Annotated in this window: 16 protein-coding genes; 10 read left to right on the top strand and 6 right to left on the bottom strand. The window is 71.4% G+C overall.

The window, feature by feature from the left end; genetic code table 11:
• The first annotated feature begins 152 nt into the window (after positions 1-152).
• Together ABD262_RS17340 and mnmA are read left to right on the top strand one after the other, a co-directional pair.
• Entirely contained in the window at positions 153-1,340 is a 1,188-nt protein-coding gene (locus tag ABD262_RS17340; protein WP_344138901.1) for a cysteine desulfurase family protein, read from the top strand.
• Complete coding sequence (gene mnmA, locus ABD262_RS17335) at positions 1,340-2,425, top strand: tRNA 2-thiouridine(34) synthase MnmA (protein ID WP_344138899.1); 1,086 nt, start codon at positions 1,340-1,342, stop codon at positions 2,423-2,425. The genes ABD262_RS17340 and mnmA overlap by 1 nt, the downstream gene beginning before the upstream one ends.
• 267 nt (positions 2,426-2,692) lie before the next feature.
• On the opposite strand, the gene ABD262_RS17330 is transcribed toward mnmA, so the two are convergent.
• Both ABD262_RS17330 and ABD262_RS17325 read right to left on the bottom strand, forming a co-directional pair.
• Positions 2,693-4,504, bottom strand: a complete 1,812-nt coding sequence (locus ABD262_RS17330) for a hypothetical protein (protein WP_344138897.1) — start codon at positions 4,502-4,504, stop codon at positions 2,693-2,695.
• 66 nt (positions 4,505-4,570) lie between these two features.
• A complete protein-coding gene (locus ABD262_RS17325) occupies positions 4,571-5,488 on the bottom strand; it encodes a hypothetical protein (RefSeq protein ID WP_344138895.1) in 918 nt (305 codons plus the stop codon).
• Between the two features lie 241 nt (positions 5,489-5,729).
• Here ABD262_RS17325 and ABD262_RS17320 point away from each other — a divergent pair, with 241 nt between their 5' ends.
• Both ABD262_RS17320 and ABD262_RS17315 read left to right on the top strand, forming a co-directional pair.
• Positions 5,730-6,716, top strand: a complete 987-nt coding sequence (locus ABD262_RS17320; RefSeq protein ID WP_344138893.1) for a uroporphyrinogen decarboxylase/cobalamine-independent methonine synthase family protein — start codon at positions 5,730-5,732, stop codon at positions 6,714-6,716.
• A gap of 7 nt (positions 6,717-6,723) precedes the next feature.
• Positions 6,724-7,719, top strand: coding sequence for a DMT family transporter (locus ABD262_RS17315; RefSeq protein WP_344138892.1), 996 nt, complete (start codon positions 6,724-6,726; stop codon positions 7,717-7,719).
• A gap of 5 nt (positions 7,720-7,724) precedes the next feature.
• Here ABD262_RS17315 and ABD262_RS17310 read toward each other — a convergent pair whose 3' ends face one another.
• Positions 7,725-9,227, bottom strand: coding sequence for a long-chain-fatty-acid--CoA ligase (locus ABD262_RS17310; RefSeq protein ID WP_344138890.1), 1,503 nt, complete (start codon positions 9,225-9,227; stop codon positions 7,725-7,727).
• Positions 9,228-9,357: 130 nt separating this feature from the next.
• Here ABD262_RS17310 and ligA point away from each other — a divergent pair, with 130 nt between their 5' ends.
• Together ligA and ABD262_RS17300 are read left to right on the top strand one after the other, a co-directional pair.
• Positions 9,358-11,547 carry an NAD-dependent DNA ligase LigA gene (ligA, locus tag ABD262_RS17305; RefSeq protein ID WP_344138888.1) on the top strand — a complete coding sequence of 730 codons (2,190 nt, stop codon included), beginning with the start codon at positions 9,358-9,360 and terminating at the stop codon, positions 11,545-11,547.
• A gap of 42 nt (positions 11,548-11,589) precedes the next feature.
• Positions 11,590-12,045, top strand: coding sequence for a mycothiol transferase (locus ABD262_RS17300; protein WP_344138886.1), 456 nt, complete (start codon positions 11,590-11,592; stop codon positions 12,043-12,045).
• 10 nt (positions 12,046-12,055) lie between these two features.
• On the opposite strand, the gene ABD262_RS17295 is transcribed toward ABD262_RS17300, so the two are convergent.
• Both ABD262_RS17295 and ABD262_RS17290 read right to left on the bottom strand, forming a co-directional pair.
• Complete coding sequence (locus ABD262_RS17295; protein ID WP_344138884.1) at positions 12,056-12,490, bottom strand: hypothetical protein; 435 nt, start codon at positions 12,488-12,490, stop codon at positions 12,056-12,058.
• Positions 12,487-12,798 carry a PadR family transcriptional regulator gene (locus ABD262_RS17290; RefSeq protein WP_344138882.1) on the bottom strand — a complete coding sequence of 104 codons (312 nt, stop codon included), beginning with the start codon at positions 12,796-12,798 and terminating at the stop codon, positions 12,487-12,489. The genes ABD262_RS17295 and ABD262_RS17290 overlap by 4 nt, the downstream gene beginning before the upstream one ends.
• Positions 12,799-12,966: 168 nt before the next feature.
• Between ABD262_RS17290 and ABD262_RS17285 the strand changes: the two genes are divergently transcribed.
• The gene (locus tag ABD262_RS17285; RefSeq protein WP_344138880.1) at positions 12,967-14,361 is read left to right on the top strand and encodes a 3-hydroxybutyrate oligomer hydrolase family protein; all 1,395 of its coding nucleotides are present in this window, start codon (positions 12,967-12,969) and stop codon (positions 14,359-14,361) included.
• Positions 14,362-14,386: 25 nt separating this feature from the next.
• Here the strand turns inward: ABD262_RS17285 and ABD262_RS17280 are convergent, their stop codons facing one another.
• Complete coding sequence (locus tag ABD262_RS17280; RefSeq protein ID WP_344138878.1) at positions 14,387-15,187, bottom strand: FadR/GntR family transcriptional regulator; 801 nt, start codon at positions 15,185-15,187, stop codon at positions 14,387-14,389.
• A gap of 150 nt (positions 15,188-15,337) precedes the next feature.
• Here ABD262_RS17280 and ABD262_RS17275 point away from each other — a divergent pair, with 150 nt between their 5' ends.
• The 3 genes from ABD262_RS17275 (at position 15,338) to prfB (ending at position 18,654) form a co-directional block, all read left to right on the top strand.
• The gene (locus tag ABD262_RS17275; protein ID WP_344138876.1) at positions 15,338-16,021 is read left to right on the top strand and encodes a gluconokinase; all 684 of its coding nucleotides are present in this window, start codon (positions 15,338-15,340) and stop codon (positions 16,019-16,021) included.
• Positions 16,018-17,436, top strand: a complete 1,419-nt coding sequence (locus tag ABD262_RS17270; RefSeq protein ID WP_344138874.1) for a GntP family permease — start codon at positions 16,018-16,020, stop codon at positions 17,434-17,436. Before ABD262_RS17275 ends, ABD262_RS17270 begins: the two co-directional genes overlap by 4 nt.
• Before the next feature lie 102 nt (positions 17,437-17,538).
• Entirely contained in the window at positions 17,539-18,654 is a 1,116-nt protein-coding gene (prfB, locus tag ABD262_RS17265) for a peptide chain release factor 2 (RefSeq protein ID WP_344138872.1), read from the top strand.
• Positions 18,655-18,750: the final 96 nt, after the last annotated feature.

The raw sequence follows: 18,750 nt of genomic DNA, 5'->3' as shown, positions 1-18,750 counted from the left end.
CGCGGTTACGCGCTGGTAGGTAAAGGGACGGTCAGGAAACCGGCCACGGGATGGTCGACAGGGTGGTCGCTGCAGCCTGGTCGCCACGTGTCGACGTACCCAACGCCACACTGGCACGGAAGGTTGACCGGTTGACGCGTAAACTTTCGCCAGTGACCGCCTACCTCGACCATGCCGCCACCACGCCGATGCTCCCGTCGGCCCTCGCGGCGATGGCCGACCAGCTGGCCACGACCGGCAACGCGTCGTCCCTGCACACCTCGGGACGGATGGCCCGCCGGGTGGTGGAGGAGTCCCGGGAGCGACTCGCCAAGGCGCTCGGCGCCCGCCCGTCGGAGGTGGTCTTCACGTCCGGGGGCACCGAGTCGGACAACCTCGCCGTGGCTGGGACGTTCGAGGCGCGGCGGGAGTCCGACCCGGCTCGCGTCCGGATCGTCTGCAGCTCCATCGAGCACCACGCCGTCCTCGACTGCGTGGAGCACCTGGTCACGCACGAAGGTGCGAAGGTCACCTGGGTCGAGCCCGACCCAGCGGGTTTCGTCACCCCGTCCGCCGTCCGGGCTGCGATCGAGGAGGACCCCGACTCCGTCGCCCTGGTGACGGTGATGTGGGCGAACAACGAGGTGGGCACGGTGCAGCCGGTGGCCGACCTCGCGGCCCTCGCCCACGAGTTCGGCGTGCCGTTCCACACCGACGCCGTCCAGGCCGCGGGGCACCTGCCGGTCGACTTCACCGCCTCCGGCGCAGACCTCATGACGGTCACCGGTCACAAGGTGGGGGGACCCCTCGGGGTCGGTGCGCTGCTGGTGCGTCGTGACGCGGTCGTCGTGCCGCAGAGCTTCGGCGGCGGACAGGAGCGCCAGATCCGCAGCGGCACCCTCGACGTGCCGGCGATCCGCGCCTTCGCGGTGGCCATGGAGGAGTCGGTGCAGGCGGTCCCCACGGAGACTCCCCGGCTGGTGGCCCTGCGCGACCGGCTGGTCCGCGAGGCGATGGGCCTCGGCTACGACGTGACCGTGACCGGCGCGTGGGAGGCCGGTGACAGCACCCACCGCCTGCCGGGCAACGCCCACCTGCTCGTGCCCGGGTGCGAGGGTGACTCGCTGCTCTACCTCCTCGACGCCGCGGGTGTGGAGTGCTCCACGGGCTCGGCCTGCCAGGCCGGTGTGCCGCAACCGTCGCACGTGCTGCTGGCGATGGGGATCGCCGAGGAGTCCGCGAAGGGCGCACTCCGCCTGACCCTGGGTCACAGCTCGACCGAGGCCGACATCGACGCGGTGCTGGCTGCGCTGCCGGCCGCCATCGACCGCGCGCGTCGCGCCAGCGGGTGGGCAGGCTGATGCGCGTCGTCGCCGCGATGTCCGGCGGGGTCGACTCCGCCGTCGCCGCGGGACGCATGCTCGACGCCGGGCACGAGGTCGTCGGCGTCCACCTCGCCCTCTCGCAGAGCGCCGCCACCCTGCGCGAGTCCGCGCGCGGCTGCTGCACGATCGAGGACGCGGGTGACGCCCGTCGGGTCGCCGACGTGCTCGGGATCCCGTTCTACGTCTGGGACATGGCCGCGCGGTTCAAGCAGGACGTGATGGAGGACTTCGTCGCCGAGTACTCCGCGGGCCGCACCCCGAACCCCTGCCTGCGGTGCAACGAGAAGATCAAGTTCTCGGCCCTGCTCGACAAGGCCGTCGCGCTCGGGTTCGACGCGGTGGCGACCGGGCACTACGCCCAGGTCGTCGAGCGACCCGACGGCGGCCGCGAGCTGCACCGCGCCGTCGACATGGCCAAGGACCAGTCCTACGTGCTGGGGGTCCTCGACGCCGACCAGCTGGCCCGCGCGTTCTTCCCGCTCGGAGACACCACCAAGCCGGACATCAGGGCGGAGGCGAAGGAGCGCGGCTTCTACGTCGCGAGCAAGCCCGACTCCCACGACATCTGCTTCATCGCCGACGGTGACACGCGTGGGTGGCTCACGTCGCGACTCGGGGAGCAGCCAGGCGAGATCGTCGACGCCGAGTCGGGCGAGGTCGTGGGGTCGCACCAGGGTGCTTACGCCTACACCGTGGGGCAGCGCCGGGGCCTCGGCCTCGACCGGTCTGCGCTCGACGGCGACCCGCGCTATGTCGTGCAGGTCGACGCGGCCGCCAACCGAGTGCTGATCGGGACGTCAGACCTGTTGGGGGTCAACGCGATTCGCGGAGACCACGCTCGATGGTGCGGGCCGCCCCCCGAGGGCGTGGTCGAGGTCGGCGCCCAGGTCAGGGCCCACGGCGAGGAGGTCCCCGCCCAGGCGTGGGCGGCCGGTGACGACGTCGAGGTGCGGCTGTCGGGCCGACTCCGCGGTGTCGCCCCCGGACAGTCGGTGGTCCTCTACGAGGGGACGCGTGTGGTCGGTTCGGCGACGATCGCGTCGACCTGGCTGGAGCGATAACCGGATGCCGCGCGGCGAGATCCGGGACGGGTCACCGCTCGCGGGTGCGGTCCCTCTGTCTGGCCTTCCCCGGGACCGAGGAGCGGGAGTCGCACGGTGAGCCCTGCTGGTTCGCCGGGGGGAAGAAGTCGTTCGTGATGGCCGCGCAGGAGCACCACGACGACCGGACGGCCATCTGGGTCGCGTGGCCCCGAAGCGGCTGCTCGCCGAGCTCGACGCCACCTGACGCACCGCCCGCCTGGCTATCCCCCCGGTTCGCTCACCCGGCTATCCCACCCGGCGCTGCACGTCGACCGACCGCAGCCGCTGCGGCTGGAGCATGCGCTCCTGGTCGGCCATCACCGAGCGCACGTTCTCGGACACCGCCGGGCTGACGCGGACCAGCTCGGCATACGCCTCCCGCACCCGCTCCAGCTGTTGCCGGGCCACCTCGGCCAAGGGGTCGAACCGCGCCAGCGGGTCCCCGGGGTCTGGCGGGCCGATCCGCTCCCGCGGCACGGGGTGGGTGATCCGGTACCAGAAGTCCATGAAGCGGTCCCAGTCGGAACCCCAGCCGCTCGTCCTGGCCTGCACCGAGTAGGCGCTGGTCGCGAAGACCTCCCCGCTCCCGTCTGCCGCCGACGCGCGAGCGACCACCGACACGTCGATGTCGCCGTCCGCCGGGTGGTTGCTGAGGGTCAGGACCCGCGTGGTCGGGTGGAGGGTCGCCTCGAGCGTCACGACCCTGCCGTCCGGCAGCGTGAGGGGGATCGACGGGCTCGGCCCGAAGACCTGGGTCCCGCCGACGAACCAGCTCACGACCACGCTGGACTCGGCGTCGATCGGTGACGTCCCGCCGATCCCGACCGTGACGGGGGTGTACGTCGTCTCGCGGACGGTCTCGCGGGTCTCCCACGTGAAGTCGCCGGCCCACTCCCACCCGGGGTGCGGGCGGCGCTCGGTCCGGATGACGGAGGTGGTGTCCATGCTCGTCGTGCGCACGGTGACCGACGGCGCGCTGTGCCGTCGCACCCGCACCCGCACGAAACCGGGGCGCGTCGTCTGCCCGAACTCCTGGGTGACGCCCACGTGGACCTGCCCGAGGGGTGTGTCGACCGCGACGTCGGTGTCGGGCGTGGGGAACACGATGCGGCCGGCATACCAGACGACTGGGCCCGGCGTGACGCCCGGCTGGTCGACGATCGTGTGCACGATGACGCCGCACCGGTCCCTGGCGCCGGGCTGGTCGGTGTCGGCCAGTCCCTCGTCCCAGCGGGAGTAGGCGTTGTGGTCGAACGGCTGCCGGTACTCCACGTAGACCCGCCCGTGGCCGGCACCGTCCTCGCCGGTCGGGTGGAACACCACGAGCTCGGGCTTGCCGTCGGTCGCCGTCCCCACCGGGTAGAGCGTGGTGGTGACGTCCTGCGACTCGCTGACGTGGACGACCCGGCCCTTGTCCTCCAGGGCTGCCGGCTTCTGGTGGTGGAGCAGCGCCCGCGCGATGTGCGGCGGCGCCGAGCCCCACGAGGGGTGCGCGGCCGGCACGTCGGCCGCCGGTCGTGCCGTCGTCGGATTGGCGTCGCCGAAGGTGGCCGACGACATCAGGTCGTACGGGTCGCCGTACACCGGGAAGTAGTCCGGCTGGTTGTTGTCGATCCAGTCCGCACCCGTGGTGAAGATCCCGTAGCTGTGGTCCAGGCCGAGCACGTGGCCCACCTCGTGGCAGAAGAAGGTGAAGTCGGAGGTCGCCGGCAGGAAGGCCGCCGAGCCGTACGCGCCGCCGTCGTAACCGGTGCCGGGGAAGGCGAAGACCACCGTGCCGTCGTACGGGCCGAGGTCGACCCCAGCACCGACAGCGGCGTTGCGGGCTGCCTCGATCCCCACGTCGCGGCTGCTCGGGGCCATCGGCAGGGTGACGTCATAGGGCCCGAAGAAGTCCACCCGCGCGAGCTGGAAGTAGTCCTCGGCGCTCTCCTTGAAGTACCGGGCGATCGAGCTGGGGCTGAACAGCACCAGGTCCATCACCTCGGCCATGTTCGGCTGCGGTGTCGACGAGTCGTTGCGCACGACGATGACGGCAAGGCGACGCTGCTCGGACATGGTCGCTCCTCTCAGGTGGTCCCTGGCCGAAGGAGGTGCGAGCCGTCGCCCGTGATACACCGCCGGTCAGGGGACCTTCTTGTCCAGATCGTCGCCGGCGATGACCGCCGTCATGAACCGGTAGCCGTTGTTGGCGACGAACCGTGGGTCGCCCCTGAGCACCTTCATGAACTTCTTGTGCTCGGCGTCGTCCTGACCGACCAGGCACCCGGCGCTGAGCTTGCCGATGTCCTGCGGCGACTGGTTGAGGCCGGAGTGCTGGTTGATGCCGGCACCGGCGTCGACGATGAGCTCCTTGTCCCCGGGCCGGATCCCGTCCTTGTTCGCGTCCCGGAAGATGTGGATCTTCGCTGCCTGGACGAGGGCCTCGTGCCGTCGCGGCGGCACGAGCTCCGGGTGGTGGGTGCCGATGGTCCACGACTTGTACTGGCCGAAGGCGATCCGTGCCGCACCGCCGGGGTTCAGTGGGTGCTCCGTGAAGAACCGACCCGGTTCCGTGGTGCACAGGGCGTTGATGTCCATGACCGGCCGGCCGGAGCTGTCGAAGTGGAACACCGTCCGCCGGTCGTTGAAGACGTTGGGGGTGTCGGCGTTGTGCCGGCCGCTCTGGTCGGCTCCTTCGACGTAGACGATGTTCAGGAACCCGGGGAGCCGCGCGACGTGCATGCCCTTGGCCTGCAGGTAGCGGACCATCCGACTGGCGAAGTCGCTGCCCAGCCGCAGCGGCAGGATCGCGTCGGCCTTGTCGGTCAGCAGACCCTTGGCGATCTGCGGTGTCAAGGCGTCCTTGAAGGCGAACCCGCGCAGCTTGGCGTAGCGCGCCAGCGTCAGCCTGCTGGCGGACCCGAACTGGCCGTCCGAGGGCGGGTCGAGGCAGCCCAAAACGGTGAGCCTGGTCTGGACCTCCTTGGCGAGGGTGGCGTTCTGTCCGAGCTTGGTGATCGGGACGGCCGCAGGGCCTGCGGCGATGGTGGACAGGGTCATGGCTTCGCTCCCCTGGGCGAAGGGCTGGGACGGTCGGGAGCAGCCCAGTCCCTGGGCGTGCTCCGGTGGGGCCGATGGGGCCCGGTCACCCTGCGTGGCACCTGTCCCTGTGACCAAGGACCGTCCAAGGCTAACGAGCGCGAACCGTCGACACCCCAGCCAAATGTCGCAGTTCGGCTGCCGCTCACACGTTCCGCCGGCCGCCGACGGTGGTGTCGGTGGGGCTGGCTACGCTCGGGTCGTGGCTCGCGCAACCGGCATCGGATCCCTCCCCGGCACCGACATCAGCGAAGCACTCCGCGGGGTCCGCGAGATTCTCGGCGACGGCCACCTGCCCTACCTCCCGGAGCTACCGGCCAGGGGCCCCGGCGCCGACATCGTCGGGCGCGCGGCAGCGCTCCTGGTCGACCTGCACGTCGACCTCCAGCCGGGTGGCTGGCGGTTCGTCGACCGCCCGGGTCGCGACTCCTCACGAGCAGCTTCGCTGTGGCGCCAGGACCTCGACGAGCTGGCCGAGGTGTTCGACGGCTACGTCGGTGACCTCAAGGTCCAGGTCACCGGGCCCTGGACCCTCGCCGCCGGCATCGAGCTCAACCGAGGCGAGAAGTCCCTGGCCGACCGGGGCGCCCTGCGCGACCTGGTCGGGTCGCTGGCCGAAGGCGTGCGCCAGCACGTCGCCGAGGTGCAGATGCTCGTCCCCGGCGCGGCGGTGGTCCTCCAGGTCGACGAGCCGTCGCTGCCGGCGGTCCTCGCCGGCCGCCTCCCCACGGTCTCGGGCTACGGCCACCTGCGTGCCGTCGACCCCCAGACCGCCATGAACGGCCTGCGCGACGTCCTCGCCGCGGCGCCCGAGGGCACCGCGACCATCGTGCACTGCTGCGACCCCGGCATACCCCTGCCGCTGCTGCGGGACACCGGGGTGGGCGCCGTGGCGCTCGACGTCACAGCGCTCTCCCCGGCGCGGTGGGAGTCCATCGCCGCGACGGTCGAGGACGGCGTCGCCCTGTATGCCGGGTGCCTCCCGACCGATGGCACGGGCACCGTGCGCGGTGCGTCCGAAGCGGTCGTGCGCGGCTGGGGCGAGGCCGGCATGTCACCCCGGGACCTCGGAGCCCTGACGGCCTCGCCCGCCTGCGGGCTCGCCGGACTCACACCAGACGGGGCCTGGCGCGTTCAACGCGCAGCGGTCGCCGTGGCCGCGGAATGGTCCGCCCGATCCGAGAGTTGAGCCGCCCATGAGCGCCAGAGTCGCCGCCAGCCCGTCCGTCGCCCCCGTCGCCCCCGGCGGCATGTCCGCGACCCGGGTCCCCTGGCAGGCCAAGTACCTCCTGCTCGCCCTCATCTGGGGCTCCAGCTTCCTGTTGATGAAGGTGGGGCTGCGGACGATGGCTCCGCTGCAGATCTCCGGGCTGCGGATCTTCGCCGGCACCGCGACCCTGCTCGCGCTGCTGGCCGTCACCGGTGGTCGACTGCCCCGGGAGCGGCGGGTCTGGGGGCACCTCGCGGTCTCGGGCATCTTCCTCACGGCGCTGCCGTTCAGCCTCTTCGCCGCCGGCGAGGTCCGCGTCTCGTCGGCCCTGGCGGGGATCGGCAACGCGACGACCCCGCTCGTCGCGGTCTTCTTCGCCCTGGTCCTCCTGCCGAGCGACCGGCTCTCCGCCCGCAAGCTGGCGGCGGTGCTGATCGGCTTCGTCGGCGTGGTGGTCATCATGCAGCCGTGGGAGTCGACGGGCCGGCCCGACCTGCTCGGCTTCGGCATGACCCTCGTCGCGGGTGCCTCCTACGGGCTGGGCTGGACCTACAACCGACGGTTCCTCGGCGGCGCCGACCTCGGCGGGCTGTCGATGCCCACCGCCCTGCTGCTGGTCGGTTCGGCCCTGATGGTGCCCGTGCTGCTCGTCTGGTGGCTGGTGTCGCGCGACACCTACGCCGCGCCGTGGTCGGGCCACGTCGACCTCGAGGGCGGGGGAGTGCTGCTGCCCCTGCTGTGCGTCCTGGGCCTCGGGGTGGTCGGCACCGGACTCGCCTACATGCTCCAGTTCGACGTCGTCCGCGCGGCCGGCGCCACCGTCAGCACCACGGTCACCTACCTGATCCCGGTCGTCTCGGTGCTGCTGGGCGTGGTCGTCCTCGACGAGCACCTCGCGTGGCCGCAGCTGCTCGGTGCCGCGATCGTGCTCGTGTCGGCGATCGTCATCGGCCTGCCGGCCAGGCGGCCCAAGGCCGCCTGACCCGGTCAGGCGTCGGCCGGCTTGTGGACCTCGCGGCGCAGGATCTTGCCGGTGGGGCCCTTGGGGAGCTCGTCGACCTGCCAGAGGTGGCGCGGGTACTTGTAGGCGGCGATCTTCTCCTTCACGAACGCCTGCACGTCGTCGAGGGTCGCCGTCGCCCCGGGCCGCAGCGCCACCGCGGCGCCGACCTCCTCGCCGAGCAGGTCGTCCGGCACCGCGACCACGGCGGCCTCCAACACGTCGGGGTGGGTGTAGAGCACCTCCTCGACCTCGCGCGGGTACACGTTCATGCCACCGCGCAGGATCATGTCCTTCTTGCGGTCGACGATGGTGAAGTAGCCCTCGTCGTCCATCGTGGCGAGGTCGCCGGTGCGGAACCACCCGTCGGGGATCGCCTCGGCGGTCGCCTCGGGGTTCTGCCAGTAACCCTTCATCACGTTGTCGCCGCGGATCACGATCTCCCCGACGCCCTCGCCGGGCGGGACGTCGTTGCCGTCGAGGTCGATGAGCTTCATCTCGCAGCCGGGGATGGCGACCCCGATGGTGCCGGGCTTGCGCTCCATGGTCGGCATGTTGAACGACGCCACCGGCGAGGTCTCGGACAGCCCGTAGCCCTCGAGGATCATGCAGCCGAACTTCGCCTCGAACGCCTTCATGACCTCCAGCGGCATCGCCGACCCGCCCGAGCAGCAGGTGCGCAGCGAGGTCGCGTCGAGGGCGTCGGAGTCCGGGTGGTTGAGGATCGCGGCATACATGGTGGGCACACCCATGAAGATGGTGACCTTCTCGTTCCCGATCACCTTGATCGCCTCCGCGGGGTCGAACCGGGGGATCAGAGCCAGCGCCGCGCCGGCGATGACGGCGGCGTTGAGGCCCACGACGAGCCCGAAGACGTGGAACAGCGGCAGGCAGCCCATCACGACGTCGTCGGGGGTGGTGGCCTGGATCTCGACCGCGCTGCGGTGGGCGTTGAGGTGGATGTTCCGGTGGGTGAGCTCGGCGCCCTTGGGGCGACCGGTGGTGCCCGAGGTGTAGAGCACGATCGCGGTGTCCTCGTCGTCGCGCTCGACGGGCTCGGCGATCGGCTCGCCCTCCTCGAGCGCGCCCTCGACCGGGCCCATCGGCCCACAGGTGACGATGCGGGTGCCGGAGTTCTTGGCCCCCTCGGTGGCCTCCGCCACGAAGTCGGGCCAGACGAACGCGATCTTGGCGCCGGAGTTGGTGAAGAAGAAGTCGATCTCGCCCGACTTGAGCAACGGGTTCATCGGCACGACGATCGCGCCGGCGAGCAGCGAGCCGAAGAAGACCACGGGGAAGGCCGGCACGTTGGGGAGGATGATCGCCACGCGGTCGCCGGGCTCGATGCCGGCCGCCTTGAGGGACCCCGCCACCTTCGCCGCCATGCCGTGGATCTGGGCGTAGCTGAGGTCGTTGCCCATGAACTTGATGGCGGCCGCGTCCGGTCGCTCCTTGGCGGTGGTGACCAGGTTGGTCGCGAGATTCGTCATGGCGCAGGCTCCTCGGCGGTGGGGGGTCCGGTTCCAGCCATCCTCGCCGGTGGGTGCCCGCTTTGGCTACGGGTTCGGGGATGCCGCGTGCCGGAGCACGGCGTCAGGGGTGTGCGGCAGGATGGGCGCCGTGAGCGAGAACGACGTGAAGACCGCATCCCGGGCCGCTGCCGGCGACGCCTCGAGCCCCACCCCGGGCCCCACCTCCAGCCCCCACCCCAGCCCGGCACCCGAGGCAGCCCGGCACGAGTGGGTCGACCTCGCCGAGAAGGCGACCGCGGCCCAGTTCGCCTACCACGTGAAGGACGCGCCGACGATCAGCGACGGCGACTACGACCTGCTGATCCGGCGGCTCAACGAGCTCGAGGAGGAGTTCCCCGAGCTGCGCACGCCCGAGAGCCCGACCCAGCAGGTGGGCGGCGCGGTGTTCTCGACCGACTTCACCGCGGTCGACCACCTCGAGCGCATGCTGTCGCTCGACAACTGCTTCTCGCCCGAGGAGCTGGCCGCCTGGGCCGCGCGGGTCGCCCGCGACGCCGGCTCCACCGACTACCACTACCTGTGCGAGCTCAAGATCGACGGCCTCGCGGTCAACCTCCTCTACGAGAAGGGCCGGCTGGTCCGGGCGCTGACCCGCGGTGACGGTCGCACGGGGGAGGACGTCACCAACAACGTCAAGACCATCGAGGGCATCCCGCACCAGCTCGCGGGGTCCGACCACCCCGCGCGGGTCGAGATCCGCGGGGAGGTCTACTTCCCGGTCGAGGCGTTCGGCGACCTCAACGCCAGTCTGGTCGAGGCCGGCAAGGCCCCCTACGCGAACCCTCGCAACACGGCCGCGGGGTCGTTGCGGCAGAAGGACCCTCGCGTCACGGCGGGCCGCGGCCTGCGCATGCTGGTGCACGGCATCGGGCTGCGTGAGGGTTTCGAGCTGACCAGGCAGTCCGAGGCCTACGACCTGTTCCGCGAGTGGGGGCTGCCGATCTCGACGCACTACCGGGTCCTCGACTCGATCGAGGGGGTGCAGAAGTTCATCGACCAGTACGGCGAGGAGCGGCACAGCGTCGAGCACGAGCTCGACGGCATCGTCATCAAGATCGACGAGATCTCCATCCAGCGTCGGCTGGGCTCGACCTCGCGGGCGCCGCGCTGGGCGATCGCCTTCAAGTACCCGCCCGAGGAGGTCAACACCAAGCTCCTCGACATCCAGGTCAACGTGGGGCGCACCGGCCGGGTGACACCGTTCGGGGTGATGGAGCCGGTCGTCGTCGCGGGGTCGACCGTCGAGCGGGCGACCCTCCACAATGCCGACGAGGTGCGCCGCAAGGGGGTGCTGATCGGTGACACGGTCGTGCTGCGCAAGGCCGGCGACGTCATCCCCGAGATCCTCGGCCCGGTCGTCGACCTGCGCGACGGCACCGAGCGCGAGTTCGTCATGCCGACCGAGTGCCCCTCGTGCGGCACGCCGTTGGCGCCCGAGAAGGAGGGCGACAAGGACATCCGCTGCCCCAACTCCCGGACCTGCCCCTCGCAGCTGAGGGAGCGGCTGGCCGGGCTGGCGGGTCGGGGGGCGTTCGACATCGAGGCACTGGGCTGGGAGGGGTCCGTGGCGCTCCTCGAGTCGGGTGTCCTGGAGGACGAGAGCGGGCTGTTCGGCCTGGCCGGCGAGGCGGGTCGCGCGCGTCTGGCGACGGTGCCGCTGTTCACCCGCGCGGCCAAGAAGACCGACCCGGAAGAGTCCATCGTCGACGGCAAGGTGTTGTCCGCCAACGGGATCCGGCTCTCCGAGAACCTCGAGCAGGCCAAGGCCCAACCGCTGTGGCGAGTCATCGTGGCCCTGTCCATCCGTCACGTCGGACCCACCGCGGCCCGGGCCCTCGCCCAGCACTTCCGCACGATGGACGCCCTCCGCGAGGCGGCCAAGGAGCGGCCCGAGGAGCTGGCCGGCGTCGAGGGGGTGGGCGGGGTCATTGCCGAGGCCGTGGCTGCGTGGTTCGCGGTCGACTGGCACGACGAGATCGTCACCCGCTGGAAGGCCGACGGGGTGGTGATGGCCGACGAGCGTGACGAGTCCGTCGAGCAGACCCTGGCCGGCCTGACGATCGTCGTCACGGGCTCGCTCGAAGGGTTCTCGCGCGACTCGGCCAAGGAGGCGATCCTGTCGCGTGGCGGCAAGGCGTCCGGCTCGGTGTCGAACAAGACCGACTACGTCGTGGTCGGGGAGAACGCCGGCACCAAGGAGGACAAGGCGCGCGAGCTGGGCCGCCCGATCCTCGACGAGGCGGGTTTCCGGCGGCTGCTCGAGACCGGTCACCCGTGATGGTGCGGTGGAGGCAGCTGTGACGACGCGGGGCCGACAGCCGTGATCGACAAGGACACCTTCCTGGGCTTCTGCGACGAGGCGCTCGTCGCGATGCGTGACATCGTCGTCGACCTCGGCGACGACCTGGCCAACCAGCGGCCGGCGCTGCCGGGCGCCAACAGCCCGTTCGCGATCCTGACCCACTGTCTCGGCGTCACCGCGCGGTGGGCGTCGACGGTCAACCTCGGCGAGGTGGTGCCCCGCGACCGCGACGCCGAGTTCACGGCGACCGGGGCTGTGGACACCCTGGCCGCCGACACCGACGCGATGCGGGCGTCGTTGCGCGACTGGGTCGCGCGCACCGACCCGGCCGCCCCGCCGGCCGCCCCGACCAGCCCACGACAGGACTGGTATGCCGCGACCTGCGGCGGCGTGCTCCTGCACGTCTACGAGGAGCTCGCCCAGCACCGTGGCCAGCTCGAGCTCACCCGCGACGTCCTGCGCGCCGGCGGCTGAGGTCGGCCGGTCACCCGCCGCCCTGGCCGAAGCTGCCCATGCTGGCTCCCCCGGTCCACTGTCCTCCGGCACCGGAGTCCTTCTCCTTGAGGCAGCGAGCGCACCGGATGTAGCGCTGACCATCGGGGGTGGATGCCCACTCCCAGTGGTGGTGGGCATTGGTCCTGCAGAGCAGGGGCTTGCTCGGTGCGGTCATGGCATCCTCCATGGGTCCGGCCCGGGTGCCTCGGACGGCCGAGCGCAGCGCCAGGGAATGGGTCAGGATCCCCGCCGCATGGCGGGTCTGGTCAGGGCCTGGCAGGCCCGCCAGCTCGGCGAGGAACTCCTGCCGGTAGCGGTCGCGGACCTCGCCCGGTGGTAGGGCCCGCGTCGCGAGGCGCACCAGGCGTGACGGCCAGGGCTGCGCCGGTTTCCACGGCGTGGCCACGGGCCTGGGCGTCGTCATGACGCCGTGCCTCCCAAGGGATCTGGGCGAATCGCCGTCCGACCACGATAGGCGCGAGCCACGGCCGAGCGGGCGCTGTCGGCGCCGTTGGCCGAGAGCCGGTAGTAGCGGCGCTGAGGCCTGCCTTCGACCCGGGGGTCGATGTCTTCCCAGCTCGACTCCACCCAGCCGAGCCCTTCGAGACGGGCCAGGATGGGGTGGATGGTTCCGCTCGGCAACCCCGCGCGGGCGCCGATCTCGAGACCGTAGAGCTCGCGAGCCGGGTCGGCGAGCAGCGCGCTCAGCACCAGCTGGGTCGCAAGAGTCATCCGGGGCTCCGAGCTTTGGGGCATGGTGTTACTCTACCTAGCCCCTTAGTAGAGATCAAGGTACCCAGACCGTGCCGACCCTGGCTGCGGGTGGCGCACACGCGGCATACCGGCTTTGTGTGGGTCACCCACATTGAGGGGTGGGTGCGGGGGGAGTTGCATGACCGCATGCCACTGACACCGACGTCACGCCGCCGCACCCTCGCCCTGGCCGCCACGCTCACGCTCGCCCTCGGGAGTGCGCTCGCCGCCGCGACGCCGGCCGCGGCCGACAAGCCTCACGGGGGCCACTGTGCGCGCCAGTCGAAGGTCGCCGTGCCGGGTGCCGAGCGGCAGGAGGTCGCCTGCCTCGACGACCTCACCACCGCGGGCACGGTCGCCAGCGGACACACCAACCCCAACGACTGGGCGGGCCTGAACGCACCCGGCACCAAGAACCCCAGTGGCGTGCCGGGCATCCAGGTGGACGGCTACTTCCCGGACACCTCGACGACGAACGCCAACCACGGCTGGCACCACGACAGCCAGTTCGTGATCCGGGTCCCCGACGACTGGAACGGCGGGCTCGTCGTGAGCGGCGCGCCGGGGGTGCGGGGGCAGTACGCGAACGACTTCATCATCGGCGACTGGGTGCTCGCGAAGGGCTACGCGTTCGCGTCCACCGACAAGGGCAACACCGGCGCGGCGTTCTACGACGACGGCTCGGTGCCGGGCGGCTCGATCGCCGAGTGGAACGCGCGCGTGACCCAGCTGACGGTGGCGACCAAGCGGGTCGTCAAGCAGGTGCGGTCCCGGGCGCCCCAGGGCACCTACCTGTTCGGGATCTCCAACGGCGGCTACCTCACGCGGTGGCAGCTGGAGACCCGCCCCGACCTCTACGACGGCGGGCTCGACTGGGAGGGCACGCTCTTCCGCGCCGACGGGCCGAACCTGCTGACCTACCTGCCGGCCGCCCTCAAGAACTACCCCGCCTATGCCGCGACGGGCGACCAGGCGGCCCACGACGCGATCATCCGGGCCGGCTTCGCACCCGGGTCCGAGTTCCTCTGGCCCTTCCACGAGACGGTGTACTGGGACCTCACCCAGCGGATCTACCGGGAGGAGCTCGACCCGACCTTCGACGGTGACCTCAAGGCCGGGATCCCGTTCTGCGCCGGCGGCACCCCGAGCTGCGACGCGGACTACGACTACGCCGCCCGCCCGGCCGCGGTGAAGCAGGCGGTGGCGTCCGTGCAGCTGACCGGAAAGATCGGGAAGCCGATGCTCACCGTGCAGGGGACGCTCGACACCCTCCTGCCGCCGGCGACCGACGCCGACGTCTACGACGGGCTGGTCGACCGCGCGGGGTCCGGTGCGCTGCACCGCTACTACAGCGTCGCCGACGGCACCCACACGGACGGGCTGTATGCCGCGTTCCCCGACCGGTTGCGCCCGCTCCTCCCGTGCGCGCGGACGGCGTTCGACGACCTCACGGCCTGGGTGGAGGACGGGCTGCAGCCCCCGGCCGACGGCCTGCGCGCCCGGCCCGCGACCGGCGACCTCGTCAACACCTGCGAGCTCTGAGGCCGGGGGAGGGCGGGAGAGCGGGTCAGCCCCGGTCGCCCGAGCCCTTCGTGCCGCGGACGGCGGCGCTCGCCTCGTCGATGATGGCGGTCATGGCGGCACTGGCGGCCGGCCCGTCGCCCGAGCCGATCGCCTGCGCGACCTCGCCGTGCAGGCGGATGGCCGCGGGGTTGGGGGTGCTCGGCATGAGGTCGTGGTGGGTGCGCCCCGAGAGCACCTCGGCCACCACGGTCGAGAGCGCGGCCAGCATCTCGTTGCCCGAGGCCTCGAGCATGGTGCGGTGGAAGTCCTTGTCGGCCTCGAGGTAGGCGACCAGGTCGCCCGACTTGGCGTGGACGGTCATCTGCATGACGGCCGCAGCCATCGCCCCGCACTGGTCGGGAGAGGCGCGATCGGCGGCCAGCTCGGCGGCCACCGGCTCGAACCCGCGGCGCAGCTCACCGAGCGAGACCAGCTGGTCCTCGCGGTCGGGCCCGTCCAGGCGCCAGCGGATCACCCTCGGGTCGAAGACGTTCCACTGCACGGAGGGGAGCACCCGGACGCCCAGCCGACGACGGGTCTCGACGAGCCCCATCGACGACAGCACCCGGACCGCCTCCCGCACGACCGAACGCGAGACCCCGAACCGTTCGTCGAGCTGGTCGATCCGGACCACCGAGTCGACCGGCAGGGTCCCCGACACGATCTCCTGGCCGAGGCGGTCGAGCACGCCCGCGTGCAGACCCAGCTCGTGACCGTGCTCGCGATCCAGCTCGCGACCCGGCTGCCGACCCAGCTCGTGACCGTGCTCGAGACCAGTGGGGGAGACGTCGACGGGGTCGGTCATGGGTCCAGCGTGCCAGACATGTCGCGAAGTCGTGCGTCGCGCTTTAAATAATATTTATTGGTCTCTTGGTCTTGATAAAGCCGCTCTGATGGGTCACTCTGGTTCGACAGGTCCTCGATGACGAGCCCGAGCCGACACAGGAGTCAGCCCATGCCTGCAGCACCGGAACACCCCGCACCGCCCCTTGTCGTGATGATGGGGGTGTCCGGGTCAGGCAAGACGACCGTGGGCGCGGCCCTCGCCCAGCGCCTGCGCGTCCCCTTCGCGGACGCCGACGACTTCCACCCCGAAGCCAACATCGCCAAGATGTCGGCCGGGGTCCCGCTCGACGACGACGACCGCCGGCCGTGGCTCGCGGCCATCGCCGGCTGGCTCGCCGAGCACGGCGCCACCGGGGGTGTCGCCAGCTGCTCCGCCCTCAAGCGCAGCTACCGCGACGTGCTCAGCGCGGCGGCTCCGCAGGCGGTCTACCTGCACCTGCACGGCGACCGCGACGTGCTCGCGGCCCGCGTCGCCGGTCGCCCGGGCCACTTCATGCCCGCCGCCCTGATCGACTCACAGTTCGCGACCCTGGAGGTGCTCGAGCCGGACGAGCTCGGCGCCAGCCTCGACGTGGCCCAGCCGGTCGACACGCTCGTCGACGAGTCGCTCGCCCTCCTGACCTCGCCGTCCGGCCTGACTCCGCCGTCCGGCCTGACTCCGCCGTCCGGCCTGACCTCGCCGCCCGGCCTCGCCTCGCCTGCGGGCCTCGCCTCGCCCGCCGGCGTGGGTGCGCCCGCCGGCCCCAGCTCCCCGTCCCTTCCCCACTCCCTCGAAAGGCGTGACCACGCATGACCAGCGACGTCCTCTCCCTGCTGCATCCCCTGCACGCGTCCCTCCTCGGCGCCGCCGACGCGGCCGAGCTCCCCGACATCCCGGCAGCCCGGCTGATCCCGGCCGCCCTGCTCGGCATCGCCGTGATCGTGGTGCTCATCACCCGCTTCAAGCTCCACCCCTTCCTCGGCCTGACCCTCGGGTCGCTGACGGTCGGGGCGGTGGCCGGGGTGGCGATGTCCGACACCATCGACAGCTTCACCAAGGGCTTCGGCTCCACGGCGGCCGGGGTCGGCACGCTGATCGCACTCGGCGCGATGTTCGGCAAGCTGCTGGCCGACTCCGGTGGCGCCGACGAGATCGTCGACACCATCGTCGGGCGATCGTCGCCGCGCACGCTGCCGTGGGCGATGGCCGGCGTCGGTGCCCTGATCGGCCTGCCGATGTTCTTCGAGATCGGCCTCGTGCTGTTGATGCCGGTGATCTTCCTCGTGGCCCGGCGCTCCCAGCTGTCCATCGTCAAGGTCGGCATCCCCGCCCTGGCCGGCCTGTCCGCGATGCACGGCCTGGTGCCGCCGCACCCCGGCCCGCTCGTGGCGATCGACGCGCTCAAGGCCAACCTCGGCATCACCCTCGCCTTCGGGGTGCTCGTCGCCCTGCCGACCATCGCGATCGCCGGTCCGCTCTTCGCCCGGTTCGCCGGACGCTGGGTCGACGTGCCCGCTCCCGAGCTCTTCGGCACCGGCGAGGAGCACGAGCTGAGGACCGAGCGCCCCACCTTCGCGGTCACCCTGTTCGCCGTCCTGACCCCGGTGGTCCTGATGATGGGCAAGGCCCTCGCCGACATCTTCACCGAGGACGGCAACGCGGTCCGCACCGTGCTCGACTTCCTCGGGACGCCGATCATCGCGCTGCTGATCGCGGTCATCGTGGGCATGTTCACCCTGGGTCGCGGCGCCGGCATGGGCACCAAGGAGCTGGCCACCTCGCTCGAGAAGTCGCTGCCGCCCATCGCGGGCATCCTGCTCATCGTCGCCGCCGGTGGCGGGTTCAAGCAGACGTTGGTCGACACCGGCATCGGTGGGCTGGTGGCCGACTGGGTGCAGGACAGTGGCGTGAGCGTGCTCCTCCTCGCGTGGGTCGTGGCCGTGCTGATCCGGCTCGCCACCGGCTCCGCCACCGTCGCGACGGTCACGGCGTCGGGCATCCTCGCGCCCCTGGCCGCCGGCATGAGCACCCCCGAGGTGTCGCTGCTGGTCCTCGCGATCGGCGCCGGCTCGGTGTTCTTCTCCCACGTCAACGACGCCGGTTTCTGGCTGGTCAAGGAGTACTTCGGCCTCTCGGTGGGCCAGACCATCAAGTCGTGGTCGCTGATGGAGACGCTGCTGTCCGTGTCCGGGCTGGTCTTCGTTCTCATCCTCGGCCTGGTCGTCTGAGGCCGGCCGGGTGCCTGGGGCGGGTCATCACACCGCCGCAGGCACCCGGCCCGGCTCCGGGGAGGTCGGGCCGGCGCGTGCGGTGCCATAGAGTTGGGTCTCGTGGCCGTTGACTTCCAGCAAGAGATCAAGAACCTGCGCAACACGATGGACTCCGTGCGGGAGGTGACCGACCTGGCCTCGGTCCAGGCGCAGATCACCGAGCTCGAGGCCAAGGCCTCGGCCCCCGACCTGTGGGACGACCCCGACGCCGCCCAGCAGGTCACCTCCGCCCTCTCCCGGGCGAACTCCGAGTACGAGCGGGTCACGGGGATGGACCAGCGGATCGACGACCTCGAGACGCTCGTCGAGATGGGCACCGAGGACGGCGGCGATGCCGAGACGATGGCCGAGGCCGAGAAGGAGCTGGCCTCCCTCCAGAAGGCGGTCGGCGAGCTCGAGGTCCGCACCCTGCTGTCGGGGGAGTATGACGAGCGGGCCGCGGTCATCACCATCCGGGCGGGCGCGGGTGGCGTGGACGCCGCCGACTTCGCCGAGATGCTGATGCGCATGTACCTGCGCTGGGCCGAGCGCCACAACTACCCGGCCCAGGTGATGGACACCTCCTACGCGGAGGAGGCCGGGCTCAAGTCCGCGACCTTCGAGATCGACGTGCCCTACGCGTTCGGCAACCTCTCGGTCGAGGCGGGCACACACCGCCTCGTGCGGATCAGCCCGTTCGACAACCAGGGCCGCCGGCAGACCAGCTTCGCGGCGGTCGAGGTCATCCCGCTGATCGAGCAGACCGACTCGATCGAGATCCCGGAGAACGAGATCAAGGTCGACGTCTTCCGCTCCAGCGGACCCGGCGGCCAGAGCGTCAACACCACCGACTCCGCGGTCCGGATGACGCACATCCCCACCGGGATCGTCGTCTCCATGCAGAACGAGAAGTCGCAGATCCAGAACCGGGCCGCCGCCCTGCGCGTGCTCCAGTCCCGGCTCCTGCTCCAGCGCCAGGCCGAGGAGGCCGCCGAGCGCAAGGAGATGGCCGGCGACGTCAAGGCGTCGTGGGGCGACCAGATGCGCTCCTACGTCCTGCAGCCGTACCAGATGGTCAAGGACCTGCGCACCGAGTACGAGGTGGGCAACCCCTCGGCCGTGTTCGACGGCGACATCGACGGCTTCATCGAGGCCGGCGTCCGGTGGCGCAAGGAGCAGCAGAAGCTCGACGGCTGAGCCGCGCGCCGCAACGCCGAGGAGGCGGGGCTGCACGGCATACCAAGGTTGGCGACCTATCCTCTGGTGGGCGTGCGCTACCCGCACACGTATGCC

Source organism: Pedococcus bigeumensis (assembly GCF_039531795.1).
In the GTDB taxonomy this organism is placed as follows: Bacteria; Actinomycetota; Actinomycetes; order Actinomycetales; family Dermatophilaceae; genus Pedococcus; species Pedococcus bigeumensis.
This window is presented reverse-complemented; position numbering and strand designations above follow the sequence as displayed.

Bases quoted from the DNA above. Each gene is read 5' to 3' on its own strand.
- mnmA (WP_344138899.1), top strand. From the start codon at position 1,340: ATGCGCGTCGTCGCCGCGATGTCCGGCGGGGTCGACTCCGCCGTCGCC.
- ABD262_RS17330 (WP_344138897.1), bottom strand. From the start codon at position 4,504: ATGTCCGAGCAGCGTCGCCTTGCCGTCATCGTCGTGCGCAACGACTCG.
- ABD262_RS17325 (WP_344138895.1), bottom strand. From the start codon at position 5,488: ATGACCCTGTCCACCATCGCCGCAGGCCCTGCGGCCGTCCCGATCACC.
- ABD262_RS17315 (WP_344138892.1), top strand. From the start codon at position 6,724: ATGAGCGCCAGAGTCGCCGCCAGCCCGTCCGTCGCCCCCGTCGCCCCC.
- ABD262_RS17310 (WP_344138890.1), bottom strand. From the start codon at position 9,227: ATGACGAATCTCGCGACCAACCTGGTCACCACCGCCAAGGAGCGACCG.
- ABD262_RS17295 (WP_344138884.1), bottom strand. From the start codon at position 12,490: ATGACGACGCCCAGGCCCGTGGCCACGCCGTGGAAACCGGCGCAGCCC.
- ABD262_RS17290 (WP_344138882.1), bottom strand. From the start codon at position 12,798: ATGACTCTTGCGACCCAGCTGGTGCTGAGCGCGCTGCTCGCCGACCCG.
- ABD262_RS17285 (WP_344138880.1), top strand. From the start codon at position 12,967: ATGCCACTGACACCGACGTCACGCCGCCGCACCCTCGCCCTGGCCGCC.
- ABD262_RS17280 (WP_344138878.1), bottom strand. From the start codon at position 15,187: ATGACCGACCCCGTCGACGTCTCCCCCACTGGTCTCGAGCACGGTCAC.
- ABD262_RS17275 (WP_344138876.1), top strand. From the start codon at position 15,338: ATGCCTGCAGCACCGGAACACCCCGCACCGCCCCTTGTCGTGATGATG.
- ABD262_RS17270 (WP_344138874.1), top strand. From the start codon at position 16,018: ATGACCAGCGACGTCCTCTCCCTGCTGCATCCCCTGCACGCGTCCCTC.